The sequence below is a fragment of the Emticicia fontis genome, assembly GCF_054779675.1.
In genome coordinates, this window is the sequence record NZ_BAAGXU010000051.1 from 25,831 (window position 1) to 51,700 (window position 25,870).

Annotated in this window: 20 protein-coding genes; 8 read left to right on the forward strand and 12 right to left on the reverse strand. The window is 40.0% G+C overall.

Translation table 11 applies throughout. The features are described 5' to 3' along the window. Window positions 1-13 precede the first annotated feature (13 nt). The gene (locus tag ACYVFA_RS21150) at window positions 14-2,500 is read right to left on the reverse strand and encodes a hypothetical protein (protein WP_460473856.1); all 2,487 of its coding nucleotides are present in this window, start codon (window positions 2,498-2,500) and stop codon (window positions 14-16) included. 440 nt (window positions 2,501-2,940) lie between these two features. Here ACYVFA_RS21150 and ACYVFA_RS21155 point away from each other — a divergent pair, with 440 nt between their 5' ends. Further along, entirely contained in the window at window positions 2,941-3,228 is a 288-nt protein-coding gene (locus ACYVFA_RS21155) for a hypothetical protein (protein WP_460473857.1), read from the forward strand. A 114-nt stretch (window positions 3,229-3,342) separates the two neighbouring features. Here the strand turns inward: ACYVFA_RS21155 and ACYVFA_RS21160 are convergent, their stop codons facing one another. From ACYVFA_RS21160 to ACYVFA_RS21185, 6 genes are all read right to left on the reverse strand, one after another. Continuing rightward, entirely contained in the window at window positions 3,343-3,861 is a 519-nt protein-coding gene (locus tag ACYVFA_RS21160) for a DinB family protein (protein ID WP_460473858.1), read from the reverse strand. Between the two features lie 88 nt (window positions 3,862-3,949). Next, window positions 3,950-4,867: a GlxA family transcriptional regulator gene (locus ACYVFA_RS21165; RefSeq protein WP_460473859.1), complete on the reverse strand. Its 918-nt coding sequence runs from the start codon at window positions 4,865-4,867 to the stop codon at window positions 3,950-3,952. 80 nt (window positions 4,868-4,947) lie between these two features. Further along, window positions 4,948-5,643, reverse strand: coding sequence for a LytR/AlgR family response regulator transcription factor (locus ACYVFA_RS21170; protein ID WP_460473860.1), 696 nt, complete (start codon window positions 5,641-5,643; stop codon window positions 4,948-4,950). Further along, window positions 5,633-6,694 carry a sensor histidine kinase gene (locus ACYVFA_RS21175; protein WP_460473861.1) on the reverse strand — a complete coding sequence of 354 codons (1,062 nt, stop codon included), beginning with the start codon at window positions 6,692-6,694 and terminating at the stop codon, window positions 5,633-5,635. The genes ACYVFA_RS21170 and ACYVFA_RS21175 overlap by 11 nt, the downstream gene beginning before the upstream one ends. 12 nt (window positions 6,695-6,706) lie before the next feature. Then, a complete protein-coding gene (locus ACYVFA_RS21180; protein WP_460473862.1) occupies window positions 6,707-7,486 on the reverse strand; it encodes an ABC transporter permease in 780 nt (259 codons plus the stop codon). Between the two features lie 2 nt (window positions 7,487-7,488). Beyond that, window positions 7,489-8,394 carry an ABC transporter ATP-binding protein gene (locus ACYVFA_RS21185; protein WP_460473863.1) on the reverse strand — a complete coding sequence of 302 codons (906 nt, stop codon included), beginning with the start codon at window positions 8,392-8,394 and terminating at the stop codon, window positions 7,489-7,491. A gap of 214 nt (window positions 8,395-8,608) precedes the next feature. Here ACYVFA_RS21185 and ACYVFA_RS21190 point away from each other — a divergent pair, with 214 nt between their 5' ends. The 3 genes from ACYVFA_RS21190 (at window position 8,609) to ACYVFA_RS21200 (ending at window position 10,936) form a co-directional block, all read left to right on the forward strand. Then, window positions 8,609-9,508, forward strand: coding sequence for a gliding motility protein GldB-related protein (locus tag ACYVFA_RS21190; protein WP_460473864.1), 900 nt, complete (start codon window positions 8,609-8,611; stop codon window positions 9,506-9,508). Window positions 9,509-9,618: 110 nt separating this feature from the next. Beyond that, window positions 9,619-9,858 carry a hypothetical protein gene (locus tag ACYVFA_RS21195; RefSeq protein ID WP_460473865.1) on the forward strand — a complete coding sequence of 80 codons (240 nt, stop codon included), beginning with the start codon at window positions 9,619-9,621 and terminating at the stop codon, window positions 9,856-9,858. A gap of 562 nt (window positions 9,859-10,420) precedes the next feature. Continuing rightward, entirely contained in the window at window positions 10,421-10,936 is a 516-nt protein-coding gene (locus ACYVFA_RS21200) for a hypothetical protein (RefSeq protein ID WP_460473866.1), read from the forward strand. A gap of 176 nt (window positions 10,937-11,112) precedes the next feature. On the opposite strand, the gene ACYVFA_RS21205 is transcribed toward ACYVFA_RS21200, so the two are convergent. Both ACYVFA_RS21205 and ACYVFA_RS21210 read right to left on the reverse strand, forming a co-directional pair. After that, complete coding sequence (locus ACYVFA_RS21205) at window positions 11,113-12,273, reverse strand: YncE family protein (RefSeq protein WP_460473867.1); 1,161 nt, start codon at window positions 12,271-12,273, stop codon at window positions 11,113-11,115. Between the two features lie 26 nt (window positions 12,274-12,299). Then, complete coding sequence (locus ACYVFA_RS21210; protein WP_460473868.1) at window positions 12,300-14,423, reverse strand: outer membrane protein assembly factor BamB family protein; 2,124 nt, start codon at window positions 14,421-14,423, stop codon at window positions 12,300-12,302. 544 nt (window positions 14,424-14,967) lie between these two features. Between ACYVFA_RS21210 and ACYVFA_RS21215 the strand changes: the two genes are divergently transcribed. The 3 genes from ACYVFA_RS21215 to ACYVFA_RS21225 all read left to right on the forward strand — a co-directional run bounded on the left by ACYVFA_RS21215 (window position 14,968) and on the right by ACYVFA_RS21225 (window position 18,440). After that, window positions 14,968-15,825 (forward strand): ROK family protein, encoded by an 858-nt coding sequence (locus ACYVFA_RS21215; protein WP_460473869.1) that lies wholly within the window; start codon window positions 14,968-14,970, stop codon window positions 15,823-15,825. Window positions 15,826-15,934: 109 nt separating this feature from the next. Then, window positions 15,935-17,188, forward strand: coding sequence for an MFS transporter (locus ACYVFA_RS21220; protein ID WP_460473870.1), 1,254 nt, complete (start codon window positions 15,935-15,937; stop codon window positions 17,186-17,188). Between the two features lie 88 nt (window positions 17,189-17,276). Then, window positions 17,277-18,440 carry a XylR family transcriptional regulator gene (locus ACYVFA_RS21225; RefSeq protein ID WP_460473871.1) on the forward strand — a complete coding sequence of 388 codons (1,164 nt, stop codon included), beginning with the start codon at window positions 17,277-17,279 and terminating at the stop codon, window positions 18,438-18,440. Between the two features lie 9 nt (window positions 18,441-18,449). Here the strand turns inward: ACYVFA_RS21225 and ACYVFA_RS21230 are convergent, their stop codons facing one another. The 3 genes from ACYVFA_RS21230 to ACYVFA_RS21240 are packed head-to-tail and all read right to left on the reverse strand — an operon-like array spanning window position 18,450 to window position 24,379. Further along, on the reverse strand, window positions 18,450-19,349 hold the full coding sequence (locus ACYVFA_RS21230) for a dihydrodipicolinate synthase family protein (protein ID WP_460473872.1): 900 nt from the start codon (window positions 19,347-19,349) through the stop codon (window positions 18,450-18,452). Window positions 19,350-19,353: 4 nt separating this feature from the next. Next, window positions 19,354-21,702: a beta-N-acetylhexosaminidase family protein gene (locus tag ACYVFA_RS21235; RefSeq protein WP_460473873.1), complete on the reverse strand. Its 2,349-nt coding sequence runs from the start codon at window positions 21,700-21,702 to the stop codon at window positions 19,354-19,356. 4 nt (window positions 21,703-21,706) lie between these two features. Next, window positions 21,707-24,379: a glycoside hydrolase family 2 protein gene (locus tag ACYVFA_RS21240; RefSeq protein ID WP_460473874.1), complete on the reverse strand. Its 2,673-nt coding sequence runs from the start codon at window positions 24,377-24,379 to the stop codon at window positions 21,707-21,709. A 159-nt stretch (window positions 24,380-24,538) separates the two neighbouring features. Between ACYVFA_RS21240 and ACYVFA_RS21245 the strand changes: the two genes are divergently transcribed. Continuing rightward, window positions 24,539-25,846 (forward strand): photosystem II biosynthesis protein, encoded by a 1,308-nt coding sequence (locus tag ACYVFA_RS21245; protein ID WP_460473875.1) that lies wholly within the window; start codon window positions 24,539-24,541, stop codon window positions 25,844-25,846. Window positions 25,847-25,870: the final 24 nt, after the last annotated feature.

Genomic DNA, 25,870 nt, shown 5'->3' on the forward strand with positions numbered 1-25,870 from the left:
TGTGTACAGAAAATCAATCCGGTAAAAGGCTCATCAGGTTTGCCAGTTCTTCATCTTCTTCCTTGGGCTCGGGCACATCCTGTTTTAAAGCCTGAATATAATCGGTATCTATTTTGGCCGGGAATAAAGACGGAATCAGGTATTGAAGCGTGATATTATCAATCGCTGAGTTCTGAATCAGGTTCGAATAGCCTATAATCTTATTATCCTTGCCGATATTACGAGCATAGAAACCATCTTTTGTAAATATCAGATCTACTGATTCAATCCATTTGCTATCATAAAAAATATTATCAGCAATGGTATAAAGCGTATTCCCGATTAAGAATTTCAACGAATCAAGATTATCTATACGATAGCTGTTTTTGGTTTCGTCGTAGTTATCCTGCATATTAGCCAGACGCAGAATGAAATCAAAGAATCTCGGAAACTTCGGTTTGGTGGTATCTACAACCGGGGCTTGTTTTTTTGTAGAAATATGAATTGGAAAACCCACCAGTTCTGGGTGAATGACATAGCCATTGGTAAAGATACCATCCAGACAGATAGCCTTCAACTGGCTGGCTTCATCCGGCATTTTAATTAAATCCGGTGCAAATGCCAGCTCTGTAGTCAGACGACCTTTTAGTTTTTCTAATAGAGGTTTAAATAAAAATCCTCTACCCGTCAACAAGATTCCATCACAACTGATTGATTTGTCGATATTATTAATAACCCCTTTGAGGTTTTCTACAATATTAGATGTAATGGCCTCACAGGCGTTTTCTATATAGCCACCCCAGTCATAAAAGCCATCAACCTTTTGCAAAAGCTGGGCTAGGTTGAGCACTGTAGCTGTGATTTCGCTATTGGCGAGGTTCTTTAAAGTAATGTCACCATTCTGGGCACTATTCCAATTGTTTTCTACGGTTTGCTGAGTAGTATTAGATTTATTGCTGTATTGAAACTTCAAGCTTTCCAGTTTCTCAAAAATCACATTCATCTGGGCTTTTTCTGATTTTTCCAGGGTCTGGAAGAAAGCCTTTGCTTCAGCAGGATTCGATGCATTTTTGATAACGAAATCAATCATTGATTCAAAAAAAGCATAGCTTATCAGGTTACCTGCTCCGGCAAAACCATTGCGGTATAATGATTTGATTTTCTTGGCATTGCTCCCACTTGTCTGGATAATCGAGAAGTCGGTAGTACCCTTGCCACAGTCAATAATGATATAATATTTATTCGGATTAATGTGGTGCATTCCCTGGTCGAAATAGCCTAGAAAAGCGGCATCACTTTCTGAAACCGTTACCACCTCCCAAGCCCTGATTTGTCCGTCATAAGCAGGGGTTTGTTGTAACTTGCGGAAAATATCGTTGATTACTTCCTTCGTATTGGCTACCTCATGAATGCTATAAATATTCGGGACAAGAATCGTGAATCGGATATAGTTATTGCTTCCATCTTCATCCAATACATTCTGGAGTGTAGCTTCGATAAATGATTTGAGAATGGTTGAATAGGCTTGGTTCTTCAAATCATCCATACTCAACGAACGCACTCTTTCGCCCTGAACAGACTGAAAATCCATAAAGCGAAGGATTTCTCCGTGCTTATGTGCCAATTTCAGGTTGGAGAGTTGATGGAACTGATTGGTAAGTGTGCTATTGAGTTCGTTTTTCTGTACCAGATATTTTAGTTCATCATCATTCTGAATAAACTTATCTTTCAGACTGAAATTCGAGAGTTTCTTTTTAAGGAAGAAAATAGACTTGATGAAATCAGTATTAGGCTCATGTTGAATAAAATCCTGATTACTTTCGGTCATTCCTTTGAAGTCTTTTACCATCTCAAAGAGGTTTTTCGACTTCGTTTTCTTATGATAATGCTGCCCTACTGACTGATAACCGCTTATTTTCAATTGAGAGGATTCTGAACCAAAATCAAGCCCAAAATGGTGGAAAGTGCTGGCATGCGCCAGATAAAAATGCAGCTCGGATTGATAAGTTTTAGTATTGGCTTCAAACACAAACTGGCACCTGATAAAATCTTCTTGGAGGGGCTCTTCTGGCACGTGGTCTACATACGAACCCTCAATTTTAAATTCAGATGCGTGATCTACGCAGGTATATCTGATTTGCCCCAAAACAAAAGAGCTTTGCTGAGGTGCATTAACATTTTTTGATTTAGGCTGTGTTCTGGAAGGATTCTTCCAGTCGTTTTCCTCCTCTGTCTCTTCCTGAACTACCGTTGGGTTAGCTGAGGTTGACAATCTAATGGTCAATAAAGAATCAGATTCATCAAAAGAGGCTGAAAAATGGATATGATGAAGCGAAATATCGCTTGCATGGCTGATGAGCGCCTGCATGGATTTGCTTTTATCGATTGAGAGAATCGTAAAAGGGTTGTCCATCAGGGGTAATTCTATCAAAAAGGACTCATGGGTTTGTGAGGCTCTGTTTTTTAAATCGAGATAATTGGTTCGTCTTCTGTTAATTATCAGCGGAAGGATATATTTCATACAAAAGGGGTTATGACAGTCTGATTAGTAAACGTAAATATCCGCTTATAGGCAATCTGATTATTGATTTGAATTAATAGCTTTTCAGTATGGATGCGTAAAAATATAGAATTTTAGCAAAGGCAGCCAATTTATCAGGGTGGAAAAGAATAGTTTTAATACGTTTTATTTCATAATGCTGTAATTACAAGCAATAACGAAAAAATTGGGGGATATTATAAAAAAGTGTAGGTAAATATTTTGGTTGCTTAAAGATATTATTTTGCGCTCTGCAACTGCAAAAAAACAATTCCCATTTCAACACACTTTGGAGTGAAATTTGCTATAAAAATGAGTAAGTGGACCCAAAAAAATAAGCAGATGTAGCCGCCCCTTGCCAAGGCTTTTAGTCTGCGCTTAGAATCAATTAAACCTTTATTTACAGACAAACTCTTCTGATTATGAACGGTAAGCCACTAAAAACGTATCTATTAACTAAAAATAACTTTTGCGTGAAAACCACTGTCCAATCCCAAAATCGGTCGTCGGCTGACTTACAAGACAATCTCCTCAGAGAAATAAACAGAGTCAAAGAACTGCTGAACCTCTACCTTTCCCTTCCAAATAATGTAGGTATTGTAGGTGCCCAACGGTTAAAAATCCATCTGGCTCATGCCGAAAAAGCGATGCGGGATAATGACATTATTCAGATGCTGCAGATGTTTGGAATTTTGAAGGAGTGTCAATAATAACGGACTTCTTTCTGATTTGATTTTTATGGAACGATAGTAGAATATGCCTATTTCGTAATAGGTTAATTGAACTTGTATACACTGGATTAATTGAAAAATGCTAAAGAGGGATTATACCAACCCCTCATACCTCTCTTTTATTACATTCAGATGCCAACGTTGGTGGCCTACGGTGGTGAAACCAATGGCTAATACTGAATAAGTACCTTTAAAAGACAATCCGGCTCTCAAAAGCACTTCCTCAGTAAAGGAATTATACATAGCAATGAATGAGGCTCTATTGATTTTTAGCTCATCTAATAAATCCTCCAGCGTTCTTTGGGTGGCATTGGCGTTTTGGCCGTAGGCTTCTTCGTCAAATGAGGGCATTCTGGCAGTTTCTCCACGGGCGAAACATAGCGCACGATAGGCAAAAATTCGTTCAGTATCTATCATGTGTTGCAGAATATCTTTGATAGTCCATTTTCCAGGAGCATATACTTTGTCGCCGATGGCTTTCCATTTTTCAATAGGTAGCTTATTTAATTCTGCTACGCTCATTGCTAGGGCTTCTTTTAATTCTACGTCATCTGCCAGATTAATGTATCTGTCAAAATACTCTGGCATTGGATTAATGTCTGATTTCTTCATTGGTTTGCTTATACTTTAATGGTGCGATTAACAAAGGTTTTCAAAATAGCTTTTTCGTAATTTGTATGATTAATTGTTTAGTACAACTTTATAATTGCTTTAATAAACGTATAATCTGCCTTTCGCTTTTCAAGCCGCATTGTCTGGCAATCTGGCTGCGGGTCATATCGGGCTTTTTAATCAGGGCTTTTATCTTTTCCTTTCGGATTAAAGTCGTAAAATCATTAACTGAAATACCTGTTTCTTTTTTGAATACGCGTGTAAAATTGCGCGTACTCATACAGGCTTCGGCTAAATCGGGCAAAGAGGATTTCTGATGAATATTGTCCTGCAACCAGTCCTGTACTTTATGAATGCCTGAATGAATATGATTACGGTATTGCAGAAAAATACTTTGTTGCGCATGGTTGCCCTGTCTGCGCATATAGATTACGAGTTCACGGGCTACCTTATACGCAAAAAACTCATCTTCCAGTTTACTTACAATATGCAAAGCCAGATCAATACCTGAGGTTACACCTGCGCTGGTCAGGATATGTTCGTCTTCTATAAAAAGAATATTTTCTATTACCTCCGTTTTTGGGAAGAGTGCTTGCAGTTGCGCTGTTCGTTTCCAGTGGGTGGTGCATTTGCGGCCATCAAGCAATCCGGCTATGGCTAAGACAAATGCTCCCGTACAAACAGAACATAAAATCACTTTCTGAGTATACGCCATTTTGAGCCATTCGAAAACTTCTGTTTTTGCTCTGAATTCTTCTGATAATAAATAAGGTGTTTCAGCGCCTGGGATAATCAGGTAATCGCCGGACTTGAATGTGATTTCGTGTATATCTTTTACCTTACCAATTGGCAATAAGGTAGAGGTTTTTATATCATTTTCGAAAGAACAGTATTGAATTTCGAGGTCAGAACCATAGCATTTGGCTTCATAGAATACCTGATCTGCTCCTGCCAAATCGAGCAGCTGGATTTCGGGCAATACCAGAAAAACAATTTTTGTAGCCATTGATGATTCATTTTCTGCTACAAAATTAGAAGAAATAAAAGAAATGAAACAGACAAGATACAGACATTTTGAGCCAACAGCTATTTCACCGACTGATTAATGACTTCATAAAAAGCCTGCCGATAACTATCTGAAATAGGAATGAGGGTGTTGTCAATACGAATACGATCTTTTTCTATTGAATCTATTTTATCAATAGCCACCATATAAGACTTATGTACGCGGCAAATGATGGATGATGGAATTTCCTGCTCAAAGTCAGTAAAGGTCTGAAGAGTCATAATTTTTTTATTGAGGGTGTGGATGCGTCTGTAATCTCCCTTGCCTTCGATAAAAAGCATTTCATCAAATAATATTTTTTCCAGTCTATATTCGGTTTTGACAAAGATAAATTTCTTCGGTTGCGGTAATTCGGTTTTGGCAAAAAACTCCTTTACTCTGTCCATTGCCTGTACAAATCGCTCGAATGTAAAGGGTTTCAAGAGATAATCAGTTACTTTTAAATCAAAGCCTTTGATGGCGTATTCATGATAAGCTGTCGTAAAAATCACCTGACTTTTGATATGGGCAGTTTCCAGCAGACGGATGCCTGAAAAATCACCCAGATTTATATCCAGAAACAGTAAATCAACTGATTGGGTTTTCAGAAAAACTAGTGCATCAATGGCATTGTCGAAGGTAGCCAGCAGGTTCAGAAAGGGCAATTTCTGTACATAATTCTGCAAGCGTTCCATGGCCAGCGGTTCGTCTTCTACAATAATACAGCTAATTTTCATGAATATTGATGGCTAGTTTTACGCTATAAATATCAGCGTTTTTGCTGATTAATAAAACATGGTTGAGCGGATAAAGCAATTCCAGTCGCCGCTTGATAAGTTCGTTGCCCAAACCGCCAAATTCCTGTTCTATTTCTGTTCTGGAATATTTATTCACACATTCAAATAGCAACTGTTTTTTATCAATTGTAATCTCAATCCTGATTACATTTTCATTTTTGCGATTATCGGCGTGTTTAAAGGCATTTTCAATAAAGGGTAATAAAATCATGGGCGAAATCCTGAAATTGTCTACATTACCCTTTACCTCAAAATCAACATAATTGGGGTTAGCTGTACGGATTTTTTGCAGGTCGATGTATTTCTCAATATAGACAATTTCGTTTCGCAGAGGTATTTTTTCATGCTTTGTTTCGTAGAGCATAAATCGCATAATGTCTGATAATTTATTGAGATATAAAGATGCCTTCTCGGCATTCTTGGTAATCAGTACATCAATATTATTGAGGGTATTAAACAGGAAATGCGGGCTGATCTGAGATTTAATTAATGCCAGTTCCATCTCATAGTTTTTGCGCATGAGTTCTTCTTTCCATTTCAGCTCTGCATACCACCGGATGAAACTTCTGGTTAATAAACCCATCCCACCATTCAGAACAGCAATGATTGAAATAACTATCAGGATGGTAATAACGGCGTAGATATTTTCGCCAAATACTCCAGGGCCAATGCCATAATAATGCAAAATGGAAATAACAGTGCCACTAAACAAACCAATTATAACAGATGCTGAAATACCAAAAACAAACAAGAGAACGATATTACGCCTAATCAGGAATTTATCAAAAAGCAGGTTATAAAAAGTATAAAACCCTAATACAGCCGGCAATAATGCAAAAGAGGCAAAGAAGGCCTCAAAGCGATAATCTAAAAACAGTGACTGTGTTTTGAGTCTTGTACCTATCTGCAAAAGCAATAGAATAATAAATAGCAGAAACAGGTACAAAACCCAGTATCCTATGTGAAGCGACACAACAGTCATTTTTTTCATACCAACGTTTGTTTAACCTTTTTCTTTTTTGTTAAGGTATAGAAAATAACCCACCAATGTAGCTCCAACAAAATATCCTATAGCCCAATAGTGGAAATTAATCCCTTTTGGGAGCATTTGTGGCTGTTTTGCAGAGAAAAAATTATACGGGCAATACGTATAAGGGATGGTATAGCCATATTTCCATTGCACAGCTATCAATGATGCCAGAAGCAAGCCTATCCCAAAACCTAGAGGCACGATAAAGTTTTTGAATTGCAGGCTTACCAAGTATTGAATGGCAACAATAGGTAAACAATCGATAAAGAATAAACCGGCAGTTTCCAGCACTGACGAAAAAGGCACTGAACGTTGATAAAAATCAGCACTGCCATATATTATGGCGGGTATAAATGCCGAAAGATATATGCCCACATGAAAAAGCAGGAAGAATTGTAGAAGCATGACGATGATCACTGCAAATTTGCTCCAGTATATCACAGATAAGCTCTGAGGTGTCGTGTTGAGTTGTTTCCAGGTATTGTTTCTGAACTCAATCTGGGTTATGAGGCTGGTGGCTAAGGCTACCCCCATCGGCAGGAGCAGTATAGCCATAAATTGCCAGCTTCGGCTGATAAGTACTTCCCAGAACATGGGGCTTTTGGTTTCAGCCAGAAAATCGGCCGAATAAATAAGACCCCTTGAAAGAAAAATAAGGGGGATAAAAAAGCTTCCGACAAATACAAGCCAGAAAGCCAGCGTACCTTTCTTTTTTAGCCATTCACTCTGAAAACTATGTATAAAGCTTATCATAATCAATTGTTGGTTAGATTCATAAAAATACTTTCTAGGTCATTTTCTACGGCTTTGATGCCGTATACATCAATGCTATTGCCTACGAGCATCTGATTGACTTTAGCAATATCAGGCTTTGATAATTCTGATACCACAATGCGCTCATTCTCAATCTGTGCTTCGATTTTTTGCTTTTGCATCAATTGTAGTGCCTCGGCATTGTTGTTAGTATCGAAATAGATAGTAGATGCCTGATGTTGCCTTTTCATTAAATCAACTAAAGAACTTTCGAAGAGCATTTTGCCTTTGTTGATGATGCCCACATCAGTCACCAGTTTTTCGATTTCACCTAGCAAATGGCTTGAAATAATGATGGTAATGCCTTGCTGCTGGTTGAGTTGCTTCAATAATTCTCTGATCTCTACAATACCACTTGGATCGAGGCCATTGGTAGGTTCGTCTAAAATCAATAGTGAGGGATCATTTAAGAGTGCATTGGCGATGCCCAATCGCTGTTTCATTCCTAATGAAAACTGGCTGGCTTTTTTGCTTTTGGTATGAGCCAAGCCTACCAGTTGTAGTACTTCTCCTATACGATTATCAGGTGATTGATAAATCTTTTGCCAGACTCTCAGGTTATCAACGGCAGAAAGATGTCCATAGAGTGATGGACTTTCGATTAATGAGCCAATTTTGCTTAGAATTTCGATGCGGTTACTATCGAATGGTTTTCCAAAAATGTCGATTTCACCTTTTTGTTTTTTGAGTAGTCCGAGAATCAGGCGAAGGGTTGTGGTTTTTCCGGCCCCATTAGGGCCGAGAAAACCATAAATACTACCCTGCCGCACGTTGATGTTAATGTTGTCTAATACATAATCCTGATTAGAAAACTGGTGTGATACATTGCGTACTTGAATAGTGGTCATAATAGCTTTTTAATAATTTCTCAAAAATAGCTACAATGCCTAAGGCATGAAACAATATTAGGTCAACAGGTTTAATTCATCTGTTAAATGGGTGATTTATCGGGTAAGTGAATAACCGAGCAAAACAGGATAATTTTCCTATTCGCTGCAACGCTGCCTTTCTATATCGCATCTAGGTGTCAGAATGAGTCAATTACCGTAAAAATTTACTATTATGAAAAAACTATTTACCTGCCTGTGCATGCTTTGTACGTTCATTGTTAAGGCGCAGAACACTCCTGATTTTCAGATTATTGATATTTCTCAGAAAGAAATCCTTATCTTTAATCAATCTAAAAGCCTTGATTCTACTAACCGGGCCAAGTTATTAGTGGATTCTCTTTTTACGCCTTATAAGAAATTCTGGAATGGTTATTTAGGTGACGAGAAGGGTTTTGTTGAGTGGGTGCATGAGAGTGTTTATCCTAATCTGGTTGGGTATAATCAAAGAAATAACCAGATCAATGGAGAGAAACTCCTACAACAATTCAATGAAGTAAAGCAGCAGATGTATCAGCTAACGGGTTATAAGCCTAAAGGAATCTGGTATATTGTGTTTGGACCTGCATGGACGGATCTAGGTGGTTTTTCAGATGGTACTATGCTGATTGACTTATCGCATGGTAGTAATACATCGAATGAACGAATTATGAAGATGTTTCCGCATGAAATCAACCATCAGATTCATTCAAATATGAATACGACCAGTGAAAATACGGTTACAGCACGTGTGATTAGTGAGGGATTTGCGGTTTATATGAATGGGGTTTACTGGAAGGATAAGTTTTCAGATGCTGAGAATCTGGGATATAGTGAACCACAACTGGAAGCCTGTAAAAAGCAGATGGATTATATTAAATCTATTTTTAAGAAAAGCTATAATTCTACTGATAAGGCAACCATAGATAATTTTGCCAATCGAAGTTATTTTTTCACCAAAGAATTACCCGGTGCATTGGGTTATTTTATAGGTCTCGAAATCGTAAAGAATTATGTGGCTCTACATGGCAAAGATTCATGGAAGAATATCTATAAACTAAGCCCACAGCAGGTGTACGAGCAAAGCGGGTTTTAAAAAAGATTAAATGATTCCAACCATTTAAACAAAAACGGCATCCTACATATAAACCTATGCAGCGATGCTTATAGGTAAACTATACCCTTTTTATTGAAAAAGCTATAAATATGCAAAAACACCAGAGAACGTACCTCATTATTCTTACTATAATGTTAGGAATAGCCTTTCCTTTGATTATTCGTGAGCACAATTCTTTCAACTATGGCGTAAAAGCTGGATTAACCTTGTCTGACACCTCTTATAATCGTTCTTTTTATGACAAAAAAATCCTGAAACCAGGCGCTTGTCAGATTGGTATTACAGGCAAAAATGGCCTTAATAAGGAATTATTCCTGCAATTGAACTGACCTTTACTACCAAAGAAGTAATTGATAAAGGAGCTGAATTGTGGATTCCAGGATGTAATCTACCATCTACACATTGGAAGAACATAGTTGACCAGTTGAATTTTCAAATACCTCTTAAGTGTATTATAAATTTAATATGGCCTCAATAGCTAGTTTAATGAAAAGATGTAGAATAGATTTCATACAGGTATACTGGCAGGCATAGGTGCTGAATATGGTAAGCTGGCTGTGAGCATTAACTATGAATTAAGTTTAAAAGATATAGGTCTGCCAATGTCCAACAGCTCTAAAGGTTTTGAATATCATAACCGAAACATTGCATTGACTCTAGGGTATCGTTTTAAACAATGTTAATCTTTCTTAAAAATTTGAAAGACGTTCCAACCATTTTTAAATTCACGGCATCAATATAAGTATTGGAAAATGAAAAAAAGGAGGAAAGAAAACGGAATAGATTTTATATATAGCTTGTCCATTTGCCCAATATTAATTTTATACTTGATTCACTTAACCACTATAATCAATACTTGTTCCTTGTACCATTTTCTTTTAAGCAAATCATATGAAAAAGTTAATGTTTGGCTTTGGCCTTTTCTCTCTACTAAGTCTTAACGCTTGCAAAAGTGCAGATGAAGAAATTCCTGCACAAAACATGATTAAATCAGAATCTATTCTGGATTTTGACTGTCTGCGCAATTCGGCAGATGTGCCCTTAAAAATTGCTGATGTCAAAAAAGAAATTTATGGCGAATGGCAATTGAAAGGCATGATTACCATGATGCCTCCTACCACTGAAGATATGCCTGATATAAGGCTGGTTATCTCTCAGAAAGCAAATGGCAAACAGTTAGCTGAAATATTTAGAGATGGAAAAATTGTGAATACAATGACTTACGATTTAGAGCAATTTGAACAGGATAAACTGGCTTGGGTGATCATCAAACCAGATAAAGAAACTTTTGATGATGGCTCTTATAATTATATCAAGGGCTCAATCAGAATTTGTCCGGGCCAATTAATGATTGATAATGGGATGGCTTTTGATGCCCCGGCTTATCTTTTCAGAAAGAATAAATAACTAATTGAAATACGTACTAATCTATTATGAATGGGGGATTTTTGGAAAGAAGATCTCCCTTTGTTTATTTAGTAATTGTCTTGAACAGCGATCTAACTGATTAAATTAGACAAGAATTAATTGTAAAATCATATTCAATCAGGTTAATCAGTTAAATCACTGTTCAGGACAATCGCTCAATTCTTCACCACCTTCCCCATCCCAAACTGGTCGCCGGCTTTTATTGGTTTTTTGCCGTTGAAATGAATTTCTATCATTTTTTCGCTTTGCACACTGTTGTAGTTCTGGTCTTCGAGGCTAACGATGATTTTACGGGTCTTTACATCAATAATATCTCCGGTGGCAGAAAATGCGTGTTTACCATCCATACTAAAGCTAATCCAGCCCGGCATATCTTTTACTGTTATGGTATTTACTTGTCGTGGTGGCAATACTGTATTATCAAAAATGTGAATACGGTTGTTGGCACCATCGCATATCCAGACTTCTTTTTCATCAGGCGTTAAAGCAATACCATGTGTCGGGCAGCCGTGGCGTTTTACTTCGCCTTTGTTAAAGCCTTGCACTTCAACACGATAGAGTTTTTTACCTGTTTTGATATCTCCTATTTCAAAACCCAGTAAGCTATTGATATTCACATAAGCCAAAGTTTCAGCGCCATTAACTGTAAACGGACGCACCTCTGCATTGAACGGGCCAATTTGTTTGGTGATTGTATGCGTTTTGGCATCGGCAACTGCCAGATAAGGAGATTTTAGCCCAGCCAGATATACATAATTACCTGATAGACCATAAAGGGTATTATGCGAACCTGAATTGGTGACAATCTTGGTAATGATGTTCCCTGTTTTGGCATCAATCACATTCCAGAATTCTTTTTCTAAAGAAGGCAAATAAATTGTTTTACCATCTGGCGAAACGGACATTCTATCGGCACCGCCCTCAAATGGTTTTTCCCAGACCAGTTTTTCGGTAGTTAGATCGATGCATTGCAAGCCTTCTAAGGTACTGATATAGATACAATTGGTAGCCAGACTCACACAAACCCCTTTTACGTTCGATGGCGTACCGTCCGGATGAAAGCCAGAGGTTGGGATAAACTTCACAAATTTATAATGATTATCCATGTCGAACACCTGTATGCCGTGCCCGCCATAGCCCAGATAATCGCGCACGCCCGGAGTGGCTACGTATAAATAGCGTTTGATTTTGGGCGTTTGTTGGGTTTCTTTCACAACGGGTTTCCAAGCAGCAATAATAATCGTCACTGCTAATAGAAGCCCCCAGCCCCTGAAGGGGAGTTTCAGAAAAGGAAATAGTGATACCTTAGATTTCATAGTTCGATTGTTAAAAGGTTGATTCTTTAAGGCAAGGCAAAGGCTACGTATTTGTCGCCGGATTTGCTTTTTAGTTTCCCGCCGCCACAAGCTATTACTACATATTGTTTTCCATTGATAGCATAGACACTTGGCGAGGCATATCCGGCAGCTGGTAGTTTATATTGCCATAAGATTTTGCCAGTTTTACGATCAAAGGCTCTGAATTGCTCGTCTTTGGCTGAAGCGATAAATATTAATCCTCCTGCTGTTACTGCTCCACAGCCATAATTATCCGTTCCGGTCGGTGGCACTCCTTTGGCAGTCAATTCAGGATATTCGCCTAGTGGCACCTGCCATTGGCGTTTACCTGTATTCATATTGATGGCAGTTAATGTCCCCCAAGGTGGTGTACTTACAGGGTAGCCACTGGAATCGTACCAGCGATTATAACCAGTGTGGGTATAAGGCGAGGTTGATAGATTTGATTTGCCAGTTGCTTGGGTTGTGGTATTCTTGCCCCCTAGAAAGTCAATAATGGCTTGCTTATCGGTATCTTTTATATGAGTCAGGGCTGGCATCATCCCTCGGCCTTTTGCCATGATTTGTAGGATAGCCGCGTTATTATATTTCGTTGTGATATTTAACAAGCCGGGTATGGTTCCATCATGATTCCCTTCACGGTCGGCACCGTGACAAGCAGCACAATAGGTCTGATACAATTGCTTGCCTGTGATAGCTGATTTACTGGCCGAATAATTTGGAGCATCTACAATTGAACTGAACACCGGGTTTTCTTTAGCGGGTACATACATAATGCTGTTTTCATCAACGGCTGCTCCACCCCACTGCGCACCACCATCACTACCTGGAAAGAAAAGGGTGCGTTCTCTGCCTAAAGGGATGAACGGACTACCTGTATTAGCTTTTTTTAAAGCTTCTATGATTTCTTCCTTGTTAGATGCAGAAGGATTTACATCAGCAACGGTAAAACTTTGTCGGGTAAAAGGCTCTGGTAATTCAGGAATCGGTTGGGTTAAAGCCGCTTTTTCACCGGGGATTTCTGAGGCTGGAAAAGGACGTTCTTTAATCGGGAAGACGGGTTTACCGGTTACTCTGTCAAAAACAAAGGTAAAGCCTTGTTTACTTACTACTGATACGGCATCAATTTTCTTTCCGTCTTTCGTAATCGTAAACAAATTGGGCGGTGCCGGAATGTCTCTGTCCCAGATGTCATGGTGAACAGTCTGAAAATGCCAGAGGCGTTTTCCTGTAGCGGCATTCAGAGCTATCAGGCAATTCGCAAAAAGATTGTCCCCTTTGCGGTTTCCTCCATAAAAATCAAAAGCTGCCGAGCCAGTAGGTATGTAAACTATCCCTCTCTGGCGGTCAATAGCCATTCCCATCCAGCTATTAGCTCCACCTACATTCTGGTAATTCTGCTTCTCCCATGTATTATATCCAAATTCATTGGGGTGTGGAATAGTATGAAAAGCCCAGATTTGTTTTCCTGTTTTCACATCATATGCACGAATATCGCCTAGTAATGCTGAAGCACTTTCTGCTACCCGTGTGCCTACAATCAGCACATTTTTAAAGATTGTAGGTGGGGTATTTGCCACCACATAATCATCGGCACCGGGTCGGGTAATACCGTCTTTCAGGTTGATTTTGCCGTTTTTACCAAAGCTCTCAATGGGTTGGCCGTCTTTAGCATTCAGGGCATACATAAAGGCACCGTAAGCAAAGAATATTCTTGCTTCGTTACCATCAGTCCAATAGGTCACTCCTCTACTGGTCATATTAAAAGTATCATCGTTCAGACGTGTTTTCCAGATTTCCTTGCCGGTGGCGGCTTCTAAAGCAAAAGCCTGAGACCCTGCTGATACACCGTATAAAATACCTTTTATAATAATCGGATTGCATTGGATCTGGGTGGTATTCTTGATGGTATCAGCTCCACCAGAAGCATATACCCATGCGGGTTTCAGATTGGCTACGTTTTTGGTATTAATCTGTGTGAGTGGAGAGAAATGGTTTTTGTCTGCTCCGCCGTTATATTCTGTCCAATCGGTATCCGGTATATGATCGCTGGTTGCACTAAGTGCGATACAGGCAATACCAATTAGGGTAGTGAGGAGTTTGCGTGGTAGTTGTTGGTTAGGTTTCATTGTTTAATTGAGGAAAATGGCGTTACAAAATGCCCAATTAGCCAGTCTGATAAAGGCTGACTAAATTTTGCAATAAGAATTTATTTTTTAGTTGAATAGAGTTCTCAAATTTAATAAAAATTGTGTCACTCCGAAAATCAGCAAATGAATTCTCCGTCTAAAAGAACAAAGGCGGACGCAATCCAGAATTATTTTAATAGGCAAGCTCGACTCAAGTCGTGCAAAGAAGTAATATTGAGATAAATCACCTAATCCTCTGCTCTGATTTATTATATAGTCAGGTAGAAAATCCTTAAAAATCATATAACAAAAAATTTAAAATTCTCTTCCTGTACGATGGTACCTTTTCGGGCAAAGAGAGTATTGTAGATGTGATTAGATAACAATTCAAATGACAGGAAAGGGTTTAAGCGTCCCATCCTGACTGCCATAATTTCTCTGTAGAAATTAATCAATTACGCCATACAAAAACTATAAACTGTTGGACAATGACTTTATAAAACATAAAGCCTATTTACCAATGGGCAAAAAATTCTAAATACTTATGAACATAGGGGTTGACTTGGGAGGAACTAAAATTAAAGCAGGCGTTGAATTAAACGGCGCAGTTATTAAGCAGGAAACTATTTTGCTGAAAGAAAAAGATTCTCTGACATCCACACTACAACAATTAATCGATTTAATCAGGCCTTTAATGGCTTATTCAGCAAGTAGTATTGGCATTGGTGTACCCTCGGTAGTAGATACTGAGAAAGGTATTGTATATGATGTAGCCAATATTCCGTCCTGGAAAAGAGTGGAGTTGAAAGACATTTTGCAAGAGGAATTCAATGTTCCGGTTTTTGTGAATAATGATGTCAATTGCTTTGCTTTGGGAGAATGTCGCTTTGGAGTTGCTAAGGGTTTTCGTTCGGTGGTGGGTGTAACCACAGGCACTGGATTAGGGTCGGGAATTGTTATTGACGATGAACTCTATGCTGGTAGCAATTGCGGGGCTGGTGAAATAGGTCTATTACCATATCTGGACAAAAATATTGAGTATTATGCCAGCAATAATTTTTTTGAGGCTGTTCATGGCATCACTGCTTTAGAAGCGAATAAGGCCGCAGCGGCCGGAGATACACACGCCATTGGACTTTGGGAAAAATTCGGTACTCATTTAGGTGTGGCCTTGAAAGCCGTTATGTATACCTACGACCCTGAAGCTATTGTGTTAGGTGGCTCATTAGCCAAAGCTTATCCGTTTTTTGAGGCGGGTATGTATCAGGAATTAAGCGATTTCTCTTTCCCGCAATCATTGAAAAGACTTAAGATTTTCCAATCTACCGATGAGAATATTGCACTTTTAGGTGCTGCAGCTCTGATTCCTCAAGAATTAAAGAAATATGCCCTGAAGAATTAAGCTACAAAACAGGCATAATTCGATTATCAATATTACCGATGGTTGATTTTTGATTTTATCGACAAATGCCTTACCTTTAAAAACCTTAACCGAACAAAACTGGCGCTTTATGAAAAGTAATAAATTTATTGTTGTTCTGATTCTGTTTATCTTCTTTGTTATTTCTTTTCTGAGCAATATTCTTGGACCGATTATCCCCGATATATCCAATAGTTTTAATCTAAGTCTTGGTTGGGCAGGTTTTTTACCGTTTGCGTTCTTTGTATCATATGCGGTTGCTTCTATTCCGTCGGGGATTCTGGTAGAAAAATATCGTGAGAAACGGGTGTTGTTATTGGCTTTTGCCCTGGCTTTTGCAGGAGCGTTATTGTTTGCCGTTAAACCAACTTTTCAGGTTGCCCTTGTTTCCTTGTTTATTATTGGGTTAGGCATGGCTATGTTGCAGGTAGTGATTAATCCATTACTCAGAGTATCGGGGGGTGAAGAAAACTTTGCTTTCAACTCTGTGATGGGACAATTGTTTTTTGGAGGAGCTTCATTTCTCAGTCCTATGCTCTACAGCTATTTTGTGGCCAATGTGCATACGGATCCAAATCCGAATTTCATTATCTCTACACTTAACAGTCTGGTACCTGCAAATTTGAAATGGGTATCGGTTTACTGGACATTTGCGCTGATTGCACTATTAATGGTGGTCGTTATATGGTTTGTTAAATTTCCTGAGGTAGTTCTAAAAGATGACGAGCGCATTGATACTGGAAAAGCCTTTTCAGATTTACTGGGTAATAAAACTGTCTGGTTATTTTTCTTGGGTATTTTCTGTTATGTAGGTACAGAACAGGGTATTGCCAACTGGACTTCGAAGTTTTTACAAATCTATCATAATGTTGATCCTACCACTTTAGGGGCGTCTGTTATTTCCTACTTCTGGGGGCTATTGACTATTGGCTGCTTCTTAGGCTTAGTGTTATTGAAGTTTTTTGATAGTCGTAAGGTATTGATAATGTTTACTATCGGGGCCATCGTTTCTCTTTTATCAGGTTTATTCGGGCCATTGAATGTAGCATTAATTGCATTCCCTGCTGCCGGGTTCTTTGCCTCCGTCATGTGGTCAATTGTGGTATCGTTGGCACTTAACTCTGTGCCTTACCATCATGGAACATTCTCTGGCATATTGTGTACTGGAATTGCCGGCGGCGCTGTGGTGCCATTGATTATCGGTGGACTGGGGGATTTATTTGAACTACGCTTTGCCATGCTATTCTTATTACTTACGCTAGGTTATATATTGAGCATAGGTATCTGGGCGAAACCTTTGGTAAACAATGCAACAGTGAGTAGCTGGAAGGATTTGTTGAAATAGCATAGGGCTTGGAGCAATGGACATGGGGTATCGAAAAAGGTTGTAGAATTTTTGATGAGGGAATTTAGTGTGAATCTAATAATCAGGTATGTATAAAATTATTCTTTTAATTGACTTTGCCGAAGAATATAGCAAGGCTCTTTTGAAAGGCATCGCCAAATACTCGAAAGAACATGGCCCCTGGATTTTCTGTCGGATGCCGCTTTTTCAGCGTGAAACGATTGGGATGGAGGGGATTCTCGAATGGGCGTTGGAATGGGGTGCAGACGGCATCATTGGTCAGTTATATAATGACCCGGCCGTTGAGAAATTTGTAGAAGCAGGTATACCAGTGATTGCTCAAGACTTTAAAGAACGCTTCCGGGAGATTCCAAATATCACGGGTGCGCACAAAGAAGCCGGGGAAATGGGGGCTGAATATTTTCTGAGAAAAGGCTTCAAGAACTTTGCTTTTTATGGATTCAAAGACATTGTATGGTCGAGAGAACGTGCGGAAGGTTTTGAAGAACGGATTAGCAAGGCGGGTTATAAAGTGCATTATTTTGAGCATGTAATGGCACGCTCTACTGAGATATGGTATTATAAACCCAGCTCATTGAGCCAGTGGTTAAAATCGCTGCCCAAGCCTATTGCCCTGATGGCCTGTGATGATAACCAGGGGCAACATATTACAGAAGCCTGCCGACACTCCAATATTCGTATTCCAGAGGAAGTGGCGGTATTGGGAGTTGACAATGATGAAATGATTTGTGAGTTCTCTGACCCTCCCCTATCAAGTATCGGGCAAGATGCTGAGAAAGGCGGATATGATGCCGCTAAGTTGTTGGAACAAATGATAAAAAACGGCACAGCTGATTATTATGATATTGTTGTAAAACCTACGCAGGTAGTTACTCGTCATTCAACAGATATTTATGCTACGAATGATGACTATATCGCTACTTCGCTCAAGTACATTCACCAGAACATTGACAAGAATCTACAGGTAGATGATGTAGTAAAGCAAGTGCCACTTTCAAGACGCGCTTTGGAGAAACGCTTTCAATACATTACCGGCTTGCCTATCTATAAGTATATTTTCAATCTGCGTATAGAGAAACTCACCCAAAAATTGAGAGAGACGGATCTAACCGTTTTTGAAATTGCCTTAGACATGGGCCTGACCGATAGCAAGAACATCGCTCGCCAGTTCAGACAAGTAAAAGGTTGCACACCAATTGAGTATCGAAACAGGTATCTGGCGGGCAAGTAATCTTTACGTTTATACTTCTCCTTCAAATGCCATCACTCTTTCTATCAATTGATTAGCTATCTCTTCGTGAACCTCATCAAAGGGCAATAAAGACGCTCGCACATTTGGGGTTTTATACACTCCCTGCTTATGTAGCAGGCGTTTAAAGAAGTGAATAGAAATATCCAGGTGCTGATTAGAGAAAGCTAAAACCGGTAATATCTGATAGAAAAGTTGTTCAGCCTTTGCTAATTCTCCGGCTTTGAAATGTTTATAGATAGCGCAATATGTTCTGTGCATACCAGTAGGCATAAAAGCATGAACACCTCTTTTCAATCCCTCTATCATCTGGGTTACTGCCCAGCCGCCACTCAAATGGAGTTTGCCGTCTGTCAATGCTAATAAGCGGCTATATTTTACCCCCGCAGGAACTGTCTCTACTTTCAGACAACGGAAGGCTTCTACCTCTTGAAATAACGCTAAAATCAACTCATCGGGCAAGCCATAGCCATTGGCGCTCCAATCTTGTAACATGATGGTTTCTACACCCAGATTGGCTAATTCATAGAACTGTTTTTTGAAAGTTGCTTCATTTTCAAAGGGCATCTGGAACAGAACATTTTTACAGCCCATTGCCAGATACTCTTTTACTATATGCTTCCGTCTTTCAATATCTGGTTCTCCTGCTCCCGCAAAGACTGGTACCTTATTGGCTACTTCTTCGGTTACTGCTTCTACCATTTGCAAGCGCTCCGCTATATTGAGTGAAACTACTTCAGAGGCCAGTGCAGGCACTAAAAACCCCGCTACGCCAGCTTTCAGGGCATATTGTACATTTCTTTTAAGAGATGCCAAATCAACGTTACCGTGCTTATCAAATGGAGTGTTAAGCACGGTAACGATGCCTGATAGCTGGAATAGCTCCTTCATCAGATTATTGCTTTAAAAGCCATACATCAGAAACTTTTGAGTGTTTTCGCCAGTTAAGATGAGACTCCTCCGGTTCATCGAAAGTAACGCTTATCTTCCCGTCCATACTCAAATTCAATGGCACTATCCACTCTTTGAAAGTCTCGTTTTCGCGGTTGTATACAATCGGACTCAGGCGTTTACCGTCTACTCTCAAAAGTGCCTCTCCCATCCCAGCTACTCTGATAATATAACGGGCATCAGCTTGCAGGTTATCATATACCAGCTCAGGGTTATTCTGGAAAGTCTGGGTAGATAATCTGGCACGGCTGAAACCATTGTCCCACCAGGCAATATCGGTGGCATCATCCACAATGCTTTTTACTCTCGGGCCTTTGCTGGTACTTGATACATCGTCATAAAAACTACCAGCACCCGGATTCTCCCATGTGCTGATAACATTCAGCCTTGCCATTACTTTGGCATTGCTATCGGCTACAATCGGCTTCAGTTTCTTGAATTCGTCTTCCAGCCACCAGCGGTTATTGAGTGGATAGTCTACAAAGTCTAATAAACAACCACGCTCATAACCCTTGGCCTGATGTTTAGGCACACTGGTCTGCAAGCCAATAGAAGTGTATAGTGCCTGACACAATTGCTCTATCTTCTTTCTTAAATCGTAGCCTACCGGCGCTTTTTCGGCTTTCTCCAAAACCTCCCAAGCCGCTGACATCGCTTTATCCGCACCCATTTGTGGCGCTTTTGCCAGCATGATATTGGCTTGTTTTTCAAGGTCTTGCTCGTAGATTAATCTGCGACGTGTATAAGTGTCATAATACCCTCTTAGCAACAATATCTGCCAGCGCCAGTTTTCGTTGAGCTGTGGGGTGGCTGTCGCCTCCATACCTTTCCAGAAAGCAAACGTAGCTTCTACTCCTCCGTTTTGTGCTAATGGGCCTTTCCAGTTGTTTTCAAGGGCGGCAATACCATCAGCTATATTTTCGGACAGATTCTTTCCGAAGAAGAAGTTGCCATAATCAACCAGTATTTCTCTTACATCAGTTTGTGTATCCCATGCGCGCATACTCCAGGTTATCTTGTTAATATCATCATGACAACCATCCGAATACGACAAGAAACCATCCGTATAAGCAGCATAGGTTTTATGAATCGCCGCAAACTCATACGGGCGAGGATTACAAGCCTCTCTACCCAAGGTCAAAGCATAAGCCTGATCCCATTGACGAACCGGAAACTCACATCTCACGTTGTGCGTCAGGTCTGGGTATTCTCTGTGCTTATAATTCTTAGGCAGTCTATAACGCGTCTCAGCCATTGGCGGGCTGCTCGGGCCTGATACCACCCCTTCAAACCACGTAGGTTTATTCTCTTTCAGGTATTGGTAGAAATAATCAACCTGCTCTACACTAAAGCCTTGTAATGATAACCATATTTTAGCCTTAGGATGATACTTAACCAAGCGCTCGTGTAAGTCTTTCAAAAACGGCATCACATCTTTGGGATGATTATCACCGGGGTCACCACCCGGAATAAAAATATGATCCAGGCGAGGGCATTTTTTATACATATCTTCATGTAGATTCAATTCGGCCGTACGTTTTTTGGTATCGGTTAAATCAAAAGTAACAGGTGTCCAGATCCAGTAATCCTGATCATAAGCCTGACATATCTCGCTTAATTTTACACGCATCTCTGCCGAAGATATTTTAAAATGCGGGCTTGGGTTCTCATCTTCATGAAAAGGAATCCCTTCAACAGCATTCGAACCAAAAATTGCCAGTTCTCTGATATATTGGTCAAATTGGGCCACTGTCCAGGCATCATAAGAATTAGCCGTATGCCGATAACCCAACTGATGCCCTCTGATAGCATATTCAGGTGAAGTTGCCACATTGGTTTTAGCTTCTAATTGAATAGTCTTGGGCAATAAAGTGGCTTTGCGTAATACCCAGCCTGCCCCAAACAATACGCCTCTGGCATCAGCCCCGATTATCCATAGAATGCCGCCTTTGTCGGTCAGCTCAGAAACAACTCTATAACCCTCTGCCTTAAACTCAGGCTCGGTTTTGTCTGTGCTTGTCGGAATAGTTTTACCTGCTAAATCTTTGTCGCTTGATAATACCAACGCGATAGTATATTCATTGCTTTTGGGTTGCCCTGTAATAGACTTCAAACCAATAGACGTCCGCTTCTGAATCTCCTCAGTCAGCATTTTCACGGTCGTTTCTTTTACCGGAGAAGGTATCGAATTAGAGGCAATAATACTGGCACTTTTAATGGTAATGGGTTGTGCGATTGCTGAAACAAAGCAAACGAGCAACAGGGTGGTTAGTTGAATAGATTTTCTTAGCATGAGTTTATAAAGTCATCGGTTTTAATAGATTGTAGCCTTGTATTTTGATAGATGGATTACCTTTCAGGTCTTTTTTATAATACTTCACTGTAATAGTTTTACTCTCTTTCGGAGGAATAGACACATAATTGTCAGACCAGAAAACCGGAGCAACCACACTACCATTGGCACCATCAGCCAGTTCAGCTTCTACAAAGAAAGCCAGTTTATCAGACGTATTGGTCAGTTTCAGCGTCACTTCAAACTCATCTTTACTCAGTTCTTTGATGCTTTTCTCTGCCTTTATTTCTGCTTTAGGTAAAGTATTGAGTCCACTAAAATCAGCATATTGTTTCTGTGGCGTGTAAAACCAGAAATACTTTGACCAATCCAACTGATCTTTCTGCGAAGCCAACCAATAGAAATTATCAGCAATCAACTCACCTTTGCTGTTTTTCAAGGTAAGCGATAAGAAATAAACTCCATTCTTGCCTTGTAAAGCAGGCAGGTTCAACCATTTATTGGTCGTATTTTCTCCCATTTTTACACTTTCAGTCTTCGCAAATATCTGCTTTGAGTTTTTATCAAAAAGCCTCACTTCTGCCTTTATATCGGCCAATGCCTGACGGGTATCATTGCTTAGATGAACAGTCTGGTTATAATAATCATAAATGATATTCACGGGTTGAGCAGCTTTTTTTACGCCATAATAAGCTCCTGTTGGCATCAGGTAATAATCGTACATCTGCCAGTAGAAATCAGGCCATGGCGAATTGAGCATCCACTGCACAACACCGGTTGCTACCGGACGATTAATGACAAAAGCTTCAAACATGGGGCGAATGGCTTCATATTCCATTACCTGTGCTTTTAAGGCTAATTCTTCCAGATTCTGTGGCTTTCCGTATCTTTTATCTAAGGCATTCAGGAAAACACCCAGCGTATTGAAGTCCTTGCGGCCAGAATGGTAATTCCACATCTTGTTATCTGGTGGCCATAAATCAGCCGCAGGAATTGCCTTTTTGATACCGCTAATCGGAGGTAATTGGGGCCCTGGGCCGGTTTCGCTATTAAAGCCAAAAGCACCACCCAGTTTTTTATCTTCAAACCAATAGACAGGCGGCACATACTCATAAGGCCCGTTCATTTTCATGCCTGACTTTCCAGTCAACTCACTGGTAAAATCACCGGAGGATATCAGAAATGGTCGCGTCGGATCATATTGTTTCAGAATATCCTGGTAGCGTTTTTCAAGCGAAGGTTTTGGCATGGCATCGCTCCCACCCGCCCATGTGAAGATGCTTGGGTGGTTGCGTAACCATTTCACCTGGTCTCTTAAATAATTCGATAGTAAGGTCTCTTCGTCTGGTGTCAGTTTTACGGCGTATAAATCTACCCCCTCGTTAATCGGCAGGTTTTCATCGCCGGGTTTCATTTTCAGCTCCATGCCCAGATAATCCGGCCATTCCCATTGACAACTCCAGCCAACCATGAGCAGGATACCGTTTTCATCGCATAAATCATAGATATGATGATTATTTCCCCACACCCCTTCAAATCTCAGCGAGTTCAGATTCATTTCTTTTACATACCGAATCTGTGCTTCATCTTTTTCAGGCATATAGCGCAAAAACAAATCATCTACCCAGCCTGCGCTTTTAATCAACACATCTCTCCCATTTACTTTATAGCCTCTCACACCCTTATCATTCAGATAGGTTTCTATCTTGCGGATACCAAATCGGGTACTTTGTTTATCTGATAATTTCCCATTTTCGTTTACTTCCAGGTTCAACGTATACATTTCAGGGTTACCCAAGCCATTCGGCCACCATAAACGTGGGTTCTTAATCAATAACTCTTTGGTATCAGCAGGTGTAAATTTCACTTCCCTGTGTTCGTGAGGTGCCAAAGTAAAACTCTTTTTGAAAGAAATATCTTCAATAATGCCTTTTACTTCTACCGTTTTTGAGGCATCACTATGGTTGGTTAATTCAGTACTGATGGTCAGCGAAGCCTGCGTTAAATCTTTCGGGTCAAGGTCAGGAGCAATAAAGGTAGTCACCGTAACGTCTACCTTTCCAGAACGTTTGAGGGTTATGTCCCGGAAGATCCCCATATAATGATCAGGAGGGGTTGGCGCCCAGTCTACAAAACCCATATAAAAGTCACGTACCTGAGGGGGGAATACCTCTACTAAAAGCACGTTTTCGCCACTTTTAGCTGCTTTGGTAATATCAATCTGAAACTGACGGAAGGCACCAAAAAGCGTATCCTGAGAAGCTACCTTTACCCCGTTCAACCAGAAATTAGCCCGATAGTTTATTCCATCGATCTTCAAAGCCAGGTATTCTTCCTGTGTATTTACGTCTTCTAATTCGAATGTATTTCTAAACCACCAAGAGTTTTCGAAAGGTGCGCGAGGTATTTTTTCAAGATTTTTACCTACAAAGGGGTCTTTATACACGCCTGCTTCTACCAATGCGCCTAACACCGTAGTTGGCACGGTAGCTTTTACCCATTTTTCAGGATTAATTAACTGTGTTGAAAGTGATTTGGCATCGGCATTGATCTCTTTCGTAGAGGCAATTGTCCAGTTTTCACTTAAGGTACGTTCTTCCACTTTTACTTTTGAGCCACAGCTAAGCAGGAAAAAACTGCTGAGCAACCCCAAAAGCAAACACCATCTTTGATTCATATCTGTTTGTGCTTGATTGTTTGTCTTTGTCTTGTAATACTGGCAAAAATAATTTTCGGACTATTGTTGTGCAAAATATCTGAACCCAGATAGCCTTTTTTTAAGCACCCGAAGTATAGTAATAAATTCTATTCGACCCTAATTATCATACCTAAACAAATGAAAAACATACAGTTATATTTAAGTATGCTTGTAGTGGCCTTGTCACTCGGAACGGCATGGGCTATTCGCGGGCAATTCGGCCATGAACACGGCGCCGCATGGGCCGGTGGTATCGGTTGTCTGAGCCTGATATTGGTTGCGAAAAGAAGCGATTGGTATAGCCGGTTTTTCAGTATTATGATGGCTGGTGCTTTGGGTTGGGGATTGGGCGGAATTATGAGTTATGGAATTGTGGTGGGTTATGGACGTGCAGATGATTTTGCGAATGCTTATTATGGCTTAATGATGTTGTTTGTGATTGGCGGATTGTATGGCTATATCGGTGGTGGTTTATTTGGCCTGGCTTTATCAGATACGACTAAAAATCCAGTCAAATGGGTGAATCTGATTGTAGAAATGCTGGCTGGGGCATTTTTGTTCTATTATTTCATCATTACCGAATTTGAATGGTTCATGACTCCCCCACGCTCTGAAATGTGGGCAGCTTGTTTCGGCGCAGCTGTGGCTCTGACCTGGTTTATGGTGAGACATCAGAGAAATTCTGCTTTAAGAGTGGCTGTTTTTTCTGGCTTAGGTGGCGGTTTTGGTTTTGCCTTTGGAAATTTCTTACAGGTTCTTGGTAGTGTTTCGGGTATCAAGTTCAATTTCTGGAATGTAATGGAATATACACTGGGCTTCTTTGGTGGCCTGGGCATGTCTTATGGCACCTTGACTTCTTCATGGGAGCCTCTGGAAAGTTCACAAAAGAAAAATTCTCAGCTATTTCCCTTGCTGATGGTCGTGTTGATTATTCCATTCACTGTGTGGCAACAGAATTTTGAAACCAAGCGTGTATATGAAATGCTTACCAAGCTTAATGTATTAGAGGGCAGCCCATTATTTGGTATAACTGAATGGATTGGTTTGGGGCTTATCTTACTGTTTACCCTCATCTGGTTGTATAAATATTACTTTTCTCAACCCGCAAAGGTTGCTTATAGCTATAAGGCCATACTTACTTTTTTTATAGGACATTTAAGCTTATATATTGTTTTAAGTTGGGTTATAACAGGCGCTTTTGTGAGCACTTATCGCCCTGAGCAATATCTTTATGCCCTCAATCTGGTTGTGATTCTACTATTAATCAATAAAACCCAACCCTCATTTGCCGACCATCAGATTGGCCTTAAAAAATGGTCTTTCAATGTGGCTGGAGTGGCGGTTTTCATTGCCTTGCTGGCCCTGATTGCTATCAACTCACATGAAGAATTAAAGGGTGCGCAGAAAAGATTTGGCGCTGAGCCTGTGGAAGAGGCCGCTAAATAGGTTGTTTCAAATGATTTATCTATG